At 62.7% G+C, this 16,083-nt stretch carries 14 protein-coding genes; 2 read left to right on the forward strand and 12 right to left on the reverse strand.

The annotated features are described in order from the left end of the window. Positions 1–348: hypothetical protein (locus LCM4573_RS28400; protein WP_206744579.1), on the forward strand; the 348-nt coding region annotated here is incomplete at its 5' end. Between the two features lie 142 nt (positions 349–490). Then, a complete protein-coding gene (locus LCM4573_RS09030) occupies positions 491–2,428 on the forward strand; it encodes a M23 family metallopeptidase (RefSeq protein WP_071005961.1) in 1,938 nt (645 codons plus the stop codon). Between the two features lie 81 nt (positions 2,429–2,509). Here the strand turns inward: LCM4573_RS09030 and clpB are convergent, their stop codons facing one another. From clpB to LCM4573_RS09090, 12 genes are all read right to left on the reverse strand, one after another. Continuing rightward, entirely contained in the window at positions 2,510–5,110 is a 2,601-nt protein-coding gene (clpB, locus tag LCM4573_RS09035) for an ATP-dependent chaperone ClpB (protein ID WP_071005962.1), read from the reverse strand. A 192-nt stretch (positions 5,111–5,302) separates the two neighbouring features. Continuing rightward, positions 5,303–5,959 (reverse strand): LysE family translocator, encoded by a 657-nt coding sequence (locus LCM4573_RS09040; RefSeq protein WP_071005963.1) that lies wholly within the window; start codon positions 5,957–5,959, stop codon positions 5,303–5,305. A gap of 90 nt (positions 5,960–6,049) precedes the next feature. Beyond that, the gene (locus LCM4573_RS09045) at positions 6,050–6,262 is read right to left on the reverse strand and encodes a hypothetical protein (protein WP_071005964.1); all 213 of its coding nucleotides are present in this window, start codon (positions 6,260–6,262) and stop codon (positions 6,050–6,052) included. An 88-nt stretch (positions 6,263–6,350) separates the two neighbouring features. Then, a complete protein-coding gene (locus LCM4573_RS09050; protein WP_071005965.1) occupies positions 6,351–6,761 on the reverse strand; it encodes an SRPBCC domain-containing protein in 411 nt (136 codons plus the stop codon). Beyond that, a complete protein-coding gene (locus LCM4573_RS09055; protein ID WP_071005966.1) occupies positions 6,758–7,081 on the reverse strand; it encodes a helix-turn-helix transcriptional regulator in 324 nt (107 codons plus the stop codon). The genes LCM4573_RS09050 and LCM4573_RS09055 overlap by 4 nt, the downstream gene beginning before the upstream one ends. 156 nt (positions 7,082–7,237) lie before the next feature. Next, positions 7,238–8,020, reverse strand: coding sequence for a DUF4167 domain-containing protein (locus LCM4573_RS09060; protein ID WP_071005967.1), 783 nt, complete (start codon positions 8,018–8,020; stop codon positions 7,238–7,240). A gap of 320 nt (positions 8,021–8,340) precedes the next feature. Further along, entirely contained in the window at positions 8,341–9,204 is an 864-nt protein-coding gene (gene prmC, locus LCM4573_RS09065) for a peptide chain release factor N(5)-glutamine methyltransferase (RefSeq protein WP_071005968.1), read from the reverse strand. Further along, the gene (gene prfA, locus LCM4573_RS09070) at positions 9,201–10,283 is read right to left on the reverse strand and encodes a peptide chain release factor 1 (RefSeq protein WP_071005969.1); all 1,083 of its coding nucleotides are present in this window, start codon (positions 10,281–10,283) and stop codon (positions 9,201–9,203) included. The genes prmC and prfA overlap by 4 nt, the downstream gene beginning before the upstream one ends. Before the next feature lie 33 nt (positions 10,284–10,316). Then, positions 10,317–12,584 (reverse strand): phosphoenolpyruvate--protein phosphotransferase, encoded by a 2,268-nt coding sequence (gene ptsP / locus LCM4573_RS09075; protein WP_071005970.1) that lies wholly within the window; start codon positions 12,582–12,584, stop codon positions 10,317–10,319. Positions 12,585–12,668: 84 nt separating this feature from the next. Beyond that, positions 12,669–13,943 (reverse strand): aspartate kinase, encoded by a 1,275-nt coding sequence (locus LCM4573_RS09080; RefSeq protein ID WP_071005971.1) that lies wholly within the window; start codon positions 13,941–13,943, stop codon positions 12,669–12,671. A 231-nt stretch (positions 13,944–14,174) separates the two neighbouring features. Further along, entirely contained in the window at positions 14,175–14,987 is an 813-nt protein-coding gene (locus LCM4573_RS09085) for an SH3 domain-containing protein (protein ID WP_083347378.1), read from the reverse strand. Positions 14,988–15,190: 203 nt separating this feature from the next. Continuing rightward, positions 15,191–15,610: an endonuclease domain-containing protein gene (locus LCM4573_RS09090; protein WP_407071721.1), complete on the reverse strand. Its 420-nt coding sequence runs from the start codon at positions 15,608–15,610 to the stop codon at positions 15,191–15,193. Positions 15,611–16,083: the final 473 nt, after the last annotated feature.

Genomic DNA, 16,083 nt, shown 5'->3' on the forward strand with positions numbered 1-16,083 from the left:
AACCGGTCCCAATCAGCATGCGCCAATTTCTCAGTGATTGTTTCTCAAGTCGTCCAGAACACCCGGATCCCTCAAGAACGAGAAACTTCGTCGCCAGCAGCGCCGCCGCCCTCGTCAGTGAGCGGGGTTATAAGCGGACCCCCTGAAACAAGTCAACACCGTTGTTTTCAAAAATCCAAAAAATCGAACAACCGACTGTTTCCAATGGGAAAATTCGAGACCCTGCGGAATTTTGCGGAAAAAGGAGCCGCTTCCACGGCATTTTTCCCGGACCGCTCGCGACGCTTCCTGTGGAACGCCCCGAAACTGCCCCGACAAATTCACAATCTCGTGGTTAGCAGGGTTTAAATGGGGATTCGCAACCCGATTTCAAGAGGCGTATGCCGCCGCGGAGAGTTTGACTCCCGGCGCCGAAACGGGCACATGTTTGGCCCACGTCCGGCGCGGGGGTGTCAATCCGCCGGCAGCACAAGGGGACTTGACGAACTGGATGACGACGGCGCGCAGCATGATCCGTTCGCTCGGCAACGAACCGCCGATCCTTGCCGATGGCAGGCGCGCGCCCGACCGGCGTGAGATTTCCTTTCGCTGGCTTTCCGGAACCTTCCTGACGGGCATCACCTCTTCGATCCTTATGGGCGTCGCACTGTTTGCCGCTCTCGACGGTCGCCAGCAGCTCGCGATCCCCGCCGAAGCCTCCGCCGCCCTTCCCGCCGATGACGGAGACGGCGAGGTTTCACGCGGCGGCCGCCTGCTCGGCGGCAATATCGTTGCCATGCCGACGGACCGGAAAGTCATGGAAGTGGCCACGGTCGTCCACGAGGGCAATAAGGAAGTCATCCGCCGCAAACCTTTCGCCCATGTGAAGATGAACCTCGCGGTCAATCACGTGGCCCAGGAAGACTATCCTTCCTTCGACCCTTTGAAGATCTTCGCCTCCGCCGAAAGCTCGCCGGCAGCCAGCCGCACCGGCGCGATCTATGGCTCGGAAGTGGAATCCGAGGTCAGCCTTCAGACGGTAGCTTTCCCCGTTAAGGACGCGAGCTATGCATACGCGCCGTCGATGACGCTGGAGGAAGTGGAGGAAAACGTCCGCTCCAACGGCTCGGTTCTGGCGGATGGCAACGCGCAGCTTTCCGCGCTCTATTACGTGGACCCACGCCGCTTCTCGGCCGACAATGAAGACGATCTCGACATCACCGCCGGGCTGGCCGCCCGCGTCGTCGAGCAGAACATGACCGTTTCGGCCTCCGAGCCGTTCACCCCGAAGACACGGGAATATGCCGACGACGTCATCCCTATCCGCCGCGACATGCCGGTTGCCGCCGCGCTCACGGAAGTGGGTTATCCCAAGGGCAAGGCCGACGAGATCGGAACCTATCTGGAGCAGCGTCTCGGCAAGAAGGAACTTTCCACCGGCGACGTGCTGCGCATCGGCGTGCTTCAGGAAGGCGACATGGTGCTGGTCGTTCGCGCCAGCGTCTATCGCCGCGGCGACCATGTCGTCACGGTGGCGGTGGACGACCACGGACGTTTCGTCGACGGGCATGAACCGCAGATGCTCGATGCGGTCGCATCCGCCTTCAGCGAACAGCCGCCGCAGATCATCGCCGGCCGGGAACTGCCGCGCGTCTATGACGGCATCTATCGCGCCGCCCTCTCCTACGGCATGACGACGGATATGACCGGCCTCCTGGTGAAGCTGCTTGCGAGCAGCGTCGATCTGCAGGCGCAGTTGAAGCCAACCGACAGCGTGGAGGCCTTCTTCTCCGTGGCGGACGAGAAGGGGCAGGCGACGGAGGAATCCGAACTGCTCTACGTCAACGCCCGTTTCGGCGACACGCATACCCGCTTCTACCGCTTTCAGAACCCGGAAGACGGCTCGGTGGATTACTACGATCCCGAAGGCAAGAGCATCCGGCAGTTCCTGCTGCGCAACCCCGTGCCGAACGGCCGCCTGACCTCGGGCTTCGGCATGCGGCGCCATCCGATTCTCGGCTATTCGCGCCTGCATACCGGTACCGATTGGGCCGCCCCTCGCGGCACGCCGATCATCGCGACCGGCAATGGCGTGGTGGAATCGGCCGGCTGGTCTTCCGGCTACGGCAACCAGACGATCGTTCGGCATGCCAACGGCTATGAATCCTCCTACAATCACCAGAGCGCCATCGCCAAGGGCGTCAGGCCCGGCGCCAAGGTGACCCAGGGCCAGGTGATCGGCTATGTGGGCTCCACCGGCCAGTCCACCGGCGCGCACCTGCATTACGAACTGATCGTCAACGGCACGAAGGTGGACGCCATGAAGATCCGCCTTCCCGGCGGCAGCTCGCTGACGGGCCGCCTGCTCGCCCGCTTCGAGGACGAGCGCAAGCGCGTCGATGCGCTGCTCGGCACGGGCGGTCAATCGGACGAAGTCGCCAGCCGCTGATATCGGCTTCCGCAAGTCATCGCATACGACAAAAAGGCGGCCTTATCGGCCGCCTTTCTTCATTTCTCGGTGAGGCTGACCTTACGCAGCTTCGCTGACATCCCGCTTGACGCGGAAGAGCAGCCGGTCCGAACCGGAGCTGACCGCAACCGTGGAACCATCCGGGATCTGCCCGCCGAGGATCTGCTCGGCCAGCGGGTCCTGGATGAACTTCTGGATCACCCGCTTCAGCGGCCGTGCGCCATAGACCGGATCGTACCCCTTGGCCGCCAGCCAGTCGCGGGCGTCTTCTCCGAGGTCGATGACGATCTTCCGCTCCGCCAGAAGCGAAACCAGACGCCTCATCTGGATATCGACGATCGCGCCCATATCCTCGCGGCGCAGGCGTTGGAACAGAATGATCTCATCGACGCGGTTCAGGAATTCAGGCCTGAAATGCGCCCGCACCATCTCCATCACCGGCTCGCGCACCGCTTCCACATCCTGGCCCTCCGGCAATTCGGTGAGGTAGGTCGCACCGATATTCGAGGTCATGATGATGATCGTGTTCCTGAAATCGACCGTGCGGCCCTGCCCGTCCGTCAGGCGCCCGTCATCGAGCACCTGCAGGAGGACGTTGAACACGTCCGGATGCGCCTTTTCGATCTCGTCGAACAGCACGACCTGATAGGGCTTGCGGCGAACGGCCTCCGTCAGCGCGCCCCCTTCCTCGTAGCCGACATAGCCGGGAGGCGCGCCGATCAGCCGGGCGACCGAGTGCTTCTCCATGTATTCCGACATGTCGAGCCGCACCATCGCGGTCTCGTCGTCGAACAGGAAGCGAGCGAGAGTCTTGGTCAGCTCCGTCTTGCCGACACCGGTCGGACCGAGGAAGATGAACGAGCCGATCGGCCGGTTAGGGTCCTGCAGACCGGCGCGCGAACGGCGGACTGCACGCGAGACCGCCTGCACCGCATCGCCCTGACCGACGACCGCCTTTGCCAGTTCGTCTTCCATGCGCAGAAGCTTTTCGCGCTCGCCTTCCAGCATCCTGTCCACGGGAATGCCCGTCCAGCGGGAGACCACATGGGCGATGTTGTCCGGCGTCACGACCTCCTGCACCATGGATGCGGCGGCGCTGTCGCGCTCCTCGGCTTCCTTCAGCTCCTTCTCGAGCCCCGGGATAACGCCATAGGCAAGCTCGCCGGCGCGCTGGAACTCGCCTTTACGCTGGGCGATCGCCAGTTCGTTGCGGGCCTCGTCCAGCTGTCTCTTGAGATCGGCAGCAAGGCCGAGCTTCTGCTTTTCCGCCTGCCAGCGGGCCGTCAACGCATCCGCCTCTTCCTCGAGCGAGGTGAGTTCGGTTTCCAGCCGCGCCAGGCGGTCGGCCGAGGCGCTGTCGGTTTCCTTCTTGAGCGCCTCCCGCTCGATCTTGAGCTGGATAATGCGCCGATCGAGCTCATCGAGTTCCTCGGGCTTGGAATCCACCTGCATGCGCAGCCGCGAAGCGGCCTCATCCATGAGGTCGATCGCCTTGTCCGGCAGGAAACGGTCGGTGATGTAGCGGTTGGAAAGCGTCGCGGCCGCCACGAGCGCCGAATCCGAGATGCGGACCTTGTGGTGCTGTTCGTATTTTTCCTTCAAGCCGCGCAGGATGGAGATCGTGTCCTCGACCGTCGGCTCGTCCACCATGACGGTCTGGAACCGGCGGGCAAGTGCGGCATCCTTCTCCACATGCTTGCGGTATTCGTCGAGCGTGGTCGCGCCGACGCAGTGCAGCTCGCCGCGCGCAAGCGCGGGCTTCAGCAGGTTGGAGGCGTCCATAGCCCCATCAGCCTTGCCGGCGCCCACCAGCGTGTGCATCTCGTCGATGAACAGGATGATTTCGCCGTTTTCGGCCTGCACCTCGTTGAGYACCGCCTTCAGCCGCTCCTCGAACTCACCGCGATATTTCGCGCCGGCGATCAGCGCGCCCATATCGAGCGCCATCAGCCGCTTGTCCTTCAGGCTTTCCGGCACGTCGCCGTTGACGATCCTGAGCGCCAGACCTTCGGCGATCGCCGTCTTGCCGACGCCGGGCTCGCCGATCAGAACGGGGTTGTTCTTGGTGCGGCGGGAAAGAACCTGGATCGTGCGGCGGATTTCATCGTCGCGGCCGATCACCGGGTCGAGCCTGCCTTCGCGGGCCTCGGCCGTCAGGTCGCGCGCATATTTCTTCAGCGCATCGAAGCCCTGCTCGGCATTGGCGCTGTCGGCCGTGCGGCCCTTACGCAGCTCGTTGATGACCTGGTTCAGCCCCTGCGCGGTCACGCCGGCCTTTTTCAGGCTCGCGGATGTCGAGGCAGAGCTTTCGATTGCGAGCGCCAGCAGCAGCCGTTCGACGGTAACGAATGTGTCGCCGGATTTCTTGGCAGCCTCTTCGGCCGTCGAGAACACCTTGGCGAGCGGCTGGGAAAGATAGATCTGGCCGTTGCCGCCGGAAACCTTGGGTAGCTTGGCAAGCGCCGCATCGTTGGCGATACGCGCTTCCTTGGCATTGCCGCCGGCCCGCTCGATCAGCGAGGACGCCATGCCCTGGTCGTCGTCAAGCAGAACCTTCAATACGTGTTCGGGCGCGAACTGCTGGTGACCCGAGGCCAGCGCCTGGGTCTGCGCCGATTGCAGGAAGCCCCGCACGCGCTCGGAATATTTCTCTATATTCATGCTTATACCTCCTGAATCGCCCTGCCCTTCCTGAGGCACAGGCCGATGGTTGAGATCGGGCTCCCCGAAGGCGAGCCCTGCCGATCAACTCGGCGCTGACGGAGATATGGTAGGCGGTTCCATGGATTTAAAGGATCAGTCGGATAGGTTTTCGCCGCCGCGCCGTCACACCCCGCCTTCTGCCGGAACGGCTCAGCGGTGAAGGGAGGGCGAAGCGGGAGAAAGCAGCAATCTCACGCCGAAAGCGATCATGATGCTGCCCGCGATCCGCTGCTGCCAGACCATGAAGGACCTGTTGCGCGACATCCAGTGCTTGAACGCCCCTGACGTCAAAGCCACCGCGCCGAGAATGAGCAGACCCGTCAGCTTCATTGTCGCCCCGAGAACGAAGAACTGCAGCGCCGCCGAGCCTGCGGACGGGTGCACGAACTGCGGAAGAACCGCGAGCATGAAGGAAAGTGCGGTGGGATTTGTCAGATTGCAGATGACGCCCTGGCGGAAAGAGCCTGCAAGCGAGGGCGGCCCGGCGCGATCCCGCATGTCACCCACGGCCGTCTCGCCGCCGGCGGTCAGAAACCGTATTCCGAGATAGATCAGATAGGCCGCTCCGATCACTTGCATGGCTTTATAGAGCGGCGGCGATGACATGATGACGGTGGCAAGGCCCATCGCCAGCAGGGGTATTTGAATGGCGCCCGCCGCGACGCAGCCGAAAGCCGTGGCAAGGGCGGCCTTCCTCCCCTGCCCGATGCCGCGGCTGATGACGAGCATCATGTCCGGCCCCACTCCGGACAATTGATAGGCAAGCACCGCGCCGAGAAACGCGGCATAGGTGGCGGGATCTGGCATTGCCCTGGAACTCCCTCGGGTGACGGAGGTTCCCGGTAACTACCGAGGTTTTGCTACCCGGACGCTCCCGCGCGTCCGCTGGCTATGCCTTCACTCTATTTCGACGGCACGCCGTGTATAGGGCAGCGCGAACATGTAGAGCCCGGTGAACAGCAGCAGGAAAAGCGGCGGCAGCGGCGAGTAGACCACCCAGGCGGGAGGTTCCCCCGCCAGCCCAAAGGAAGCGAAGTTGGCGATGACAGTCACCGTAAATATGATGGATAGCCAACGGTGGACCTGCCTGACCCATTTATTCCAATTCAATTGAACCTCCCTAAAAACAAAGTCTGATGCATGTCGCGCAAAAGTGTGCGGCGGTTTTGCGCGACATGCACAAAAATTCCCCTGGAGGTCAGCCCAGCCGCTCCAGGGCCCGTTCCATCGCATCGAGGAATCTCGGCCACCCGGCCTGGGCGCCGCGGTAATACGGCTGCTGATCCGCCCGGAAGCCCGATTGTTCCATGCGGATCTGGGTTCCGGTATCCGTGGGGGTGAGCGTCCAGGTGACGATGCTTTTGAGGTCCTTGGTATCCCAGGTATAGACCAGCATCTTCTGCGGCTCGATGGCCTGGACCTGACAGTCGACGGAGCCCCAGTCGGCGCGAAGATTGAAACGATGCCCCTTCTCGGGTTTGAAATCGTTCATCATCAGCCACTCCTGAATGAGATGCGGCTGCGTCAGCGCGCGCCAGATCTTTTCCGGCGGATAAGACATCTCCCGTTCGACAACGACGGAGAGCGTTTCGGTCGACGTTTCGTTCATTGGTCCATCCTTTTGAGCAAGTCTTCGAGCGCGTCGAACCGACCCTGCCAGAAGCCGGTCATCTGGCCTGTCCAGTCGATCAACGGTGCAAGCGCGTCGATCTGCGCGCTGTAATGGGTATGCCGCCCTTCGTGACGGTCACGAACCAGGCCCGCCTGTTTCAGCACGCCGAGATGTTTCGAGACGGCCGGCTGGGAGACGCCCGCCTGAGCTGTCAGGGCAGCGACCGTTTGCTCTCCGTTGCGGCAAAGCCGCTCGAAAATGGCCCGCCTCGTCGGATCGGCAAGCGTTCTGAAAAGGATGTCGTGGGATTCAGGCATCGCAACCCATAACTCGTTGGCTATGAAAAATTCATAACCGACGAGCTATGAGTAAGTCAAGCGACGGCGCGAAACATCCGTGAAGGTCCTCAAGAACGTAAAAAACTCCGGCCGAAAGGCCGGAGTTTGATATCGCTCGAACTACGAGGGCCGCTCTTATTCCGAAGCGACGGCGGCCAACACGGGCGGCTGCGGGGCTTCACCGGGCTCGTCGGAGCCGGCTGCTGCTTCCTCGCCTCCGGCCTCGCCACGGCGCGGACGACGCGCCCGATTGCCGGCATTGCGGCGGCGGCGCGGAGCGGCTTCCGCCTGCTCCTCTTCCTCGACCGCGACTTCCGCCGGCGTACCCTCTATCACCGGCTGCGGGCCGCTGCCGTCGACGGCTGCCTCGGCGACCGGAGCGGGCTCCGGACGGCGCTCGCGGCGCGGCTGCTGGTCGCGGCGGCCTTCGCGGGAACGCTGCTCGTTGCGTGGTTCATTGCGCTGTTCGGGGCGCTGTTCCTGCGGCTGTTCCGATTGCGCCTCGGCGATCACGGGCTGCGGCGAACCGCCATCCTCGGCCTCAGCCGTATCCAGTTCATCCTGATCCGCCAGATTGCCGTCACGGTCGTTGTAATCGTGGCGGTCGTCGCGCTGGAAGCGCTCCTGCATCTGGGCCTGGGCGGCCGCGATGATCCGGTTGTAATGCTCGGCGTGCTGGAGATAGTTCTCGGCCATCACGCGGTCGCCGGAGCTCTGGGCATCGCGAGCCAGAGCCGAGTATTTCTCGGCGATATGCTGGGCGGTTCCGCGGATTTTCAGATCGGGACCCGAGCTGTCGTAAGTCCGCGTCAGCGGATTGCCACCCTTGCGGTTGAAATTGTTGTTGTTACCGCCGCCGCCGCCGCCATTGTTATTGCCGCGCCCTCGACCGCGTTTGTTCTGCTGTCCTGGCCTCATCTATCGTTCACCAATTCTCTGTCTACGCTGATAATCTGTCTTCGCTGGTAAGGGGCCGCGCGGCCGTTCCAGCGTCGAGCCGGAGCAAGACTTCGCGCGCCGCGCACAGGGCGGAAAAGCGTCCTGCCGCTTGTGAAAGTCGAATTAACTGATTCACGCACCGGGTTTGCTCAACCTTCGCAACTCTTCGAAAAGAGCAGGCTTTGGGGTTGACCTCATAACCCGAACGAATCGCTGTTCATTCCCAGCCGCCCCGATGCGTGCTGCCACGCTATCCCGCTTCATTCGGAAATCCAAGCCTTTTCTTTCGCTGGTCAACATCATTGCCGATCGATTGAAAACACGAGCACCCGATCATTGCCGCCATAGTCGCGCACCGCTTCGCGAAGCACAAAGCCATGGGAAGCAAAAATGTCGGTGACGGCTCGCTTCTGGTCGAATCCGATCTCGACGCCTAATACGCCGTCCTCCTGGAGGAAATTTCCTGCCTCCGCGGCAATCGCGCGATAGGCATCGAGCCCATCGGGACCTCCGTCGAGCGCCGCCAGCGGATCGAAATCCCGGACTTCCGGTTCCAGTGCGGGGATAACGTCGCTGCGTATATATGGGGGATTTGACGCGATTATGTCAAAGCGCCCCGAAATGTTTTCGAACCATGCACTACGCACCGTTTGAAATCTTGCAGCCATTCCCAGCCGCTCCGCATTGCGTGCGGCGGTGTCGAGCGCGTCCTGCGAGATATCGCTTCCGGTCCCGCTAAGTTGCGGACATTCCTTCAAAAACGAAAGCGCGATCGCGCCGGTGCCCGTACCGATGTCGAGCAGGCGGGCCGAGCCCTTTCCTGCGACAATCCGCCTCACGTGAGGCAGCATCGAATCCACCAGGATTTCGGTGTCCGGGCGAGGCTCCAATGTCTCCTTCGAGATCAGGAGCTGCATGCCATGGAATTCACGTACTCCTAATATGCGGTGCACGGGCTCCCTTTTCAAGCGCCGCTCCACCGCTTGCGCGATTTTCTCCTGTTCCCCTTCGGTCAGCACCCGGTCGCCGCCGGTGAAGACCTCCGTGCTGGAGAGCCCGAGCAGTCCGCCGATCAGCATTCGTGCTTCGATCGCCGCATCGGCAAGCCCGGCCGCCGAAAACCTGGCGCGGGCCTGGGCCACCACGGCGTCGAGCCTCGTCATGCCTGGTTCTCTCCGAGTTGGGCGAGCTGGCCCGCCTGATAGTCCGCGATCAGCGCATCGACCAGCTCGTCGATCTCGCCTTCGATCATTCGGTCCAGCTTGTAGAGCGTCAGGTTGATGCGATGGTCGGTCACCCGCCCCTGCGGAAAATTATAGGTCCGGATGCGTTCCGAACGGTCGCCGGAACCGACCTGGCTCTTGCGGTCCGCGGAACGCTCGCTCTCGGCCTTCTGCCGCTCCATGTCGAAAAGCCGAGAGCGCAGCACCTGCATCGCCTTGGCGCGGTTCTGATGCTGCGATTTCTCCGAGCTGGTCACCACAAGGCCGGTCGGCAGGTGGGTGATGCGCACGGCGGAATCGGTCGTGTTGACATGTTGGCCGCCGGCACCGGAGGAACGCATGGTGTCGATACGGATATCTTCCGGGCGGATCTCGATGTCGATCTCTTCCGCCTCCGGCAGCACCGCCACGGTCGCCGCCGAGGTGTGGATGCGCCCTTGCGTTTCCGTGTCCGGCACGCGCTGGACGCGATGCACGCCGGATTCGAACTTCAGCTTCGAAAAAACCCCGCGCCCGGTCACCGTCGCGATGATTTCCCGGTAGCCGCCCGCCTCGCCCTCGCTGGCGGAAAGCACCTCCACCTTCCAGCCATGCGCGCCGGCATAGCGTTCGTACATGCGAAAGAGGTCGCCGGCGAAGAGCGCCGCCTCGTTGCCGCCGGTGCCGGCGCGGATTTCCAGGATGGCACTCTTTTCGTCGGCCGCATCCTTCGGCAGGAGAAGGATCTGCATGTCCTTTTCCAGCGCTTCGACGCTTTCCTCCGCCTCCGGCAGTTCCATCTCCGCAAGCTCGCGCATCTCGCGGTCCGTCGCCTTGTCGGCAAGCAGCGCACGAAGACCCGCCACCTCGGCGACCGCCTTCTCGTAATCGCGAATCTTGCGCACCACCGGCTGAAGCTCGGAATATTCCGAAGCCAGCTTCACGTAGACTTCCGCCGAAGGCCCCGCGGACATGCGCGCCTCGATCTCGCCGAAGCGGCGCTCCAGTTCGCGCATCTTTTCAACAGGAAGCTTCGCCACCCTGACCTACTCCGTTCTTGTTATTGTTGCCCGCTAAATCGGGATGTTGTTGGTCTCGGCAAACCGGACCAGCAGGTCGCGCACCGGCTCCGATGATCCGGTATCGTCGAGCACGGCATTCAGTTCGGCCGCGAGCTTGCCGGCATCGAGCGCAAGCAGCATCGCCTTGATAGGCCCGATCGAGGTTGCCGCCATCGAGACCGAGCGGAAGCCGAGGCCAATCAGCGCCATGGCGGAAAGCGGCTTGCCCGCCATTTCGCCGCAAAGCGTGACCGGCGTGTTGTTCCGCTCCGAAGCCCGCACGATATCGCGAAGAATACGCAGGAACGGCTTGCCCAGATTGTCGAACCGGTCGGAGACGCGGGCGTTTCCGCGATCGGCCGCCATGGTGAACTGCAGGAGGTCGTTCGATCCCACCGAGACGAAATCCACCTCCGCCATCAGCTCGTCGAGCTGCCACATCAGCGCCGGCACTTCCAGCATGGCGCCGAACTGCAGCTTGCGCGGCAGGCCGTAACCGAATTTCGAAAGATGCTGCACTTCCTTCTGCATCAGCTCGCGCACGGCATGGATTTCCGAAACCTCGGTCACCATCGGCAGCATCATCTTCAGCTCGGCCCCCGCCGAGGCTCTCAGCAGCGCGCGCAGCTGCGTGCGCAGCAATCCCGGCCGGTCGAGCGAAAGGCGGATCGCCCGCCAGCCGAGCGCCGGGTTCTCCTCGTCATGGCTGCGGAAATAGGGAAGCACCTTGTCGCCGCCGATATCCAGCGTGCGGAAGGTCACCGGCCGGCCGGCCGCCTGCCGCAGCACATTGCGGTAGAAGGCCTCCTGCTCCTCCATCTTCGGCATGGTCGAGGAGATCATGAATTGCAGCTCGGTCCGGAAAAGGCCGATGCCGTCGGCGCCGGACTCGGCAAGCTGCGGCAGATCGACCATCAGGCCGGCATTCATCTGCAGGTTGATGCGCTTGCCGTCCTTGGTGACCGGCTCGACCGCGCGGAGCGCACGGAACTGCTCCTGCCTGCGGGCCCTCAGCCGCACCTTTTCGCCATAGGCCTTCTGCAGATCCACCATCGGCCGCAAATGCACCTGTCCGTCATCGCCGTCGATGATGACCGGATCGCCGTTTTCGGCGAGCGCGACGACGCCGGCCGCTTGGCCCACCACCGGAATGCCCATGGCCCGCGCCACGATCACCACATGACTGGTGACGGCGCCGTCTTCCAGCACCAGGCCGCGCAGGTTCATGCGCGGATAATCGAGCAGTTCCGCAGCACCCATGGCGCGGGCAAGAATGATCGCGTCGTTCGGGAAACCCTCGTCGACCGTGCGGCCGCTATACCCGGTGAGCTGCCGAAGCAGCCTGTTGGCGAGGTCGTCGAAATCGTGCATGCGTTCGCGCAGATAGGGATCGGTCAAACGCAGCATGCGCGCCTTGGTGTCGCTCTGCACCTTCTCCACCGCCGCTTCCGCCGTCAGCCCGTTGTGGATCGCCTCTTCCATGCGGCGCACCCAGCCCTGGTCGTGCGCGAACATGCGATAGGTTTCCAGCACCTCGCGATGCTCGCCCTCCTGGGCGACTTCGCGGCGCGACAGCATGTCGTCGATGGAGATGCGGAGCGAGCCCAACGCTTCGGCAAGCCGGGTAATCTCGTTTTCCGCGTCCTCGTTCAGGAGATTGGTCACGACGACGCGCGGCTCGTGCAGCACCACGTGACCGAGTCCGATGCCTTCGTTGTAACCGTCTCCTTCGATCGTCACCGCGCGGGTGAGGTCGAGTTCGAGGCCCGGCCGGGTTATCTTCTTGAGCTCTCCGGTCGCAATCATCTCGGCGATTACCATTGCCGTGGTTTCAAGCGCCTCGACTTCGTCCTCGCGATAGTTTCGGCTGGCCCGGTTCTGGACGACGAGAACGCCCAAAGTGCGGCCGGCTCTCAAGATAGGAACGCCGAGGAAGGAATGGTAGATTTCCTCGCCCGTTTCGGGGAGATAGCGGAAGGCGGGATGCGCCTGCGCGTCGGAAAGGTTGAGCGGCTGGGCCGAAGCGGCGATCGTGCCGACGAGGCCCTGCCCCATCTTCAGCTGCGAAAGGTGAACGGCTTCCTTTTTCAGGCCTTCGGTCGCATAGAGCTCGAGCACGCCGTCGGAGCGCAGCACGTAGACCGAGCAGACCTCCGCCACCATGTTGCTGGCGATCTGGCGGACGATCCGGTCAAGCCGCTCCTGCGGATCAAGCGGCTCCGCCATCAATTCGCGCAGGCGCCTGAGCAGAACGCGTGGACCCGCCGACAGATCTCTCATCGGCCTTAGTTCTCCCGAAACGACGTCTCACATCCGGATACGCCGCGCCGAGGAAAAATCAAAGCGCGTCGAGCCGGCTCACAATCAACTCTTATCCAGACCGTAGGCGGAATGCAAAGTCCGAACCGCAAGTTCGGAGTAAGCGCCGTCGATCAGGATGGAAATCTTGATTTCCGAGGTGGTGATCGCCTTTATGTTGATGCCTTTTTCGGCAAGTGCCTTAAAAGCTTGCGCGGCCACACCCGCATGGCTGCGCATGCCGATGCCGATCACCGAAACCTTGGCGAGACCTGATTCGCTCTGGGCGACGTCGAAACCGATCTTTTCCTTGTTCTCGCCGAGAACCTTGAGCGCCTTCTGCACGTCGCCGGAGGGAACGGTGAAAGTCATGTCGGTCTTCGAACCGTCTTCCGACGTGTTCTGCACGATCATGTCCACGTTGATATGCGCTTCGGCGAGCGGGCCGAAGATCGCGGCGGACACGCCGGGGCGGTCGGCAAGGCGCCGGAGCGAGATCTGCGCTTCATCCTTGGCATAGGCGATGCCGGTGACGACTTCCTGTTCCACGATTTCTTCCTCGTCGCAAATCAAAGTGCCGGGTGGGTTAAGCAGGTCGCCCATGCCCGGCGCATCGGGATCTTCGAAACTGGAGCGCACGAAGGTGCGGACCTTGTGGACCATGGCGAGCTCGACCGAACGCACCTGCAGGACCTTCGAGCCGAGGGATGCCATTTCCAGCATTTCCTCGAAGGAGACCTTCTTCATGCGGCGCGCGGCAGGCACGATGCGCGGGTCGGTCGTATAGACGCCGTCCACGTCTGTATAGATATCGCACCGGTCGGCCTTGACCGCCGCGGCGATCGCTACGGCGGACGTATCGGAACCGCCGCGGCCGAGCGTGGCGATGCGGTTGTCGGGGCCGAGCCCCTGGAAGCCGGCGACGACCGCCACCTGTCCCTCGCCCATCCGCTTGATCATGTCGGAACCGTCGATCTCCAGGATGCGCGCCGCGCCATGAGCGCTGTCAGTGCGGATCGGGATCTGCCAGCCCTGCCAGGAGCGCGCGTTGATGCCCATGGATTGCAGCGCGATCGCCAGGAGGCCGGAGGTCACCTGCTCGCCCGAAGCCACGATCGTGTCATATTCGCGCGCGTCGTAGAAGGGCGAATTGGCCCCCGTCACCTTGGGCATGCCTTCCACCCAGCCGACGAGTTCGTTCGTCTTGCCCGACATGGCCGATACGACGACCGCCACCTCGTGGCCCGCCTCGACCTCGCGTTTCACATGGCGCGCGACATTGTGGATGCGTTCGAGATTGGCGACGGACGTGCCGCCGAACTTCATGACGATGCGAGCCATAACCGACCAATACCACCCGTTCGCGCCCCGGAAACCTCGGGGGAGCGTCTGCTTTCAAACCGCCTCTGTGACGAAGGCATAAAGTTGCGGGGGTCTCTTAGCGAAAAGGCGGGGGCCGCGCAATGGGCAGCTCATATATGAGGCCCGCGCCGCGGGATCCGCATGGCACGAAAAAACAGGCGGCGGCGGAGCCCTGGAGCCCCGCCGCCGTCCTTGGATATCCGGAAACGCTCAGTTGCCGTTGATGCAGGCCTGATCGTTTGCTGCGCAAAGGCCGCCGCGGGCGCCGGGAACCATGCCGCTGCCCCTGAGAGCATCGCCGCGATCACGGTCCCTGTCGCGATCACGATCCCTGTCGCGGTCACGGTCTCTTTCGCGCTCGCGCTGGGCCCGTTCACGCTCTCTCTCACGCTCCCGGTTCATTTCTTCACGCTGCCGCTCACGGTCGCGGTTCATTTCCTCGCGTTGCCGCTCGCGGTCACGCCGCCATTCATCCCGGTCCCGATCGCGGTCGCGGTCGCGCCACTCCTCGCGGGCTCTGTCGCGCTCCCACTCCCGGTCGCGCTCCCAGCGGTCACGGTCACGGTCGCGCTCCCAGCGCGGCGGCGGGGGCGGAGGCGGGCGGCGATCCCAGTCGCCGCTATACCGGCGCCAGCGGTCGCGGTCGCGATAGAAATCGCGGTCGCGGTAGTAACGGCCCCAATAGGTGTCCACGTCGAAGGTGACCATCGGGATGCCGAGCGGACGATAATATTCCGGCCCGATATAGACGCGGTCGGAGCGGTATTCCGCCTGCACGTAGCGGCCGGAAACCCAACCGCGGCCGCCGACGAAGGAAACGTCGCACCAGTTGACGCTGCTCATGCAGCCATTGATGGTGACGGGCGCCCCCACCGGGATGACGGTGACGGCGGGGTAGCCGGTGCTGGGGCCGGAGCGCATGTTGACGTTGGCCGTCGCGAAGCCCCTGACTGCTGCGTCCGCGATCGACGGCGCCACGAGCAGGGCGCAGAAAGCCGCGGCACTCATCATTATGCGTTTCAAGGGATGTCCTCCTGAAGGAACGATGTTCTTGTTCGATACGCCCTTCTCATCGCGAGACGGGTTGATCCGGCACGTTAAATGCCCGAGATCGCTTGATTGTTCCGGATGAGTGCTGAACGGATCATGAATGAACCGTTCGGTCGGCATTCACGCTCTTCTTCTGCGATAGCGGGCTTTCTCGATGCGCCCCTGAGACATCATTTTCACTCGCCGCTGTTCCGCAGTTCGGCCAGGATCGCGAGGYAGACACCATTGATGTTTTTCTCTACCTCCTCGTTCCAGAAGCGCGGCGTCCGGAAGCCTTGGAAGCGGAAAAAAGCATCTCGCGTTTCGTCGGWTTTGCTTTCGGCATGCTGCCAGCCATCGACTTCCACGATGAGCCTGGCGTCGAAGCAGACGAAATCGAGGATATAACCGTCCAATGGAACCTGACGCTTGAACTTGAAGCCCGCGAGCTGCTTGTTGCGAAGGGCTTGCCAGAGCATGTTTTCGGCTTTCGTCGCATCGGTGCGCATCGCTTTCGCGAATCTGCGATGCCGATCCGGTACATTGCGATGCATAAAGCCTTCTGCATGCTCATCATCTGCTCTACGCACAACCTTGCATGGGACTGCAAGCGGCAAGGCGCGCTCCCATCTCCCCCTTGGCGGGGGGAGAATGGAATTTCAACATCTTAGCGCAGCTAAGTGTTAGAAATTCCAAGAGAGGGGGGTTAAGAAGCCAAAGCCAAGGGCCGCGCAAGGTGTCGCCAGTCGATGAGGGCAATTGCAGCATACAGCGGGGAAGAACTTGGCCCCTCTCCTAAAAAATCTAGCACTTAGCCTGCAGCTAAGATGCTGATTTTTCTTCCTCTCCCGCAAGGGGAGAGGTAAGGCGGCGCATTTCTTCATCCTTCTTCATCCCCGCTCTCCAATTCTCCTCCATAATCTCTCTCGTCCCGTTTCGGCTGCACCGGAAAAGCATCGCCGGCGAGATGGGGCCGGTGCCCTTTCGGTCTGCTGGTGATGCAGGCGGAYCGTCRGGGGCTGCGCRGRAAATGGTYCCCCTCTCGCCTGAAAGATGGYGGGGCGTGCGTGTGTCGCACACAACCCGGTAT

It is taken from the genome of Rhizobium sp. LCM 4573 (assembly GCF_001854865.1).
Lineage (GTDB): Bacteria > Pseudomonadota > Alphaproteobacteria > Rhizobiales > Rhizobiaceae > Neorhizobium.